Origin of the sequence: Acetobacter estunensis, from assembly GCF_019083805.1 — a bacterium.
Lineage (GTDB): Bacteria > Pseudomonadota > Alphaproteobacteria > Acetobacterales > Acetobacteraceae > Acetobacter > Acetobacter estunensis_A.
This window is the reverse complement of record NZ_JAHRDV010000133.1, coordinates 1-250: the sequence shown is the minus strand read 5'-3', so window position 1 is coordinate 250 and position 250 is coordinate 1. Positions and strand designations below refer to the sequence as shown.

Below are 250 nucleotides of genomic sequence, written 5' to 3'. Positions count from 1 at the left end.
CTCATGTCCTGAGCGTCGATCCCGCCTATTTCCGCCTTTATGGCGGTCTGGAGCGGTGGCTTTACCGTCTGGCGCGCCGACATGCTGGTCGGCAGAAAGACGGGTGGCGTTTCGATCTTCGTGATCTCCATGAGCCAGTCCGGCAGGGTCAGGGCCACCCCATCCTCACGGGAAATCCGGACGTCACTGATCCAGGCAAACGGCTTCTCGCGCCACTCCGGCCCTTGCCGCAGGCTGGTGGTGACGCGCG

1 pseudogene is annotated in these 250 nt (G+C 64.0%); it reads left to right on the top strand.

Annotated features, from left to right (window positions below):
* A pseudogene (locus KUA11_RS17945) lies at positions 1-131 on the top strand (replication initiator protein A); the annotation flags it as partial.
* Positions 132-250: the final 119 nt, after the last annotated feature.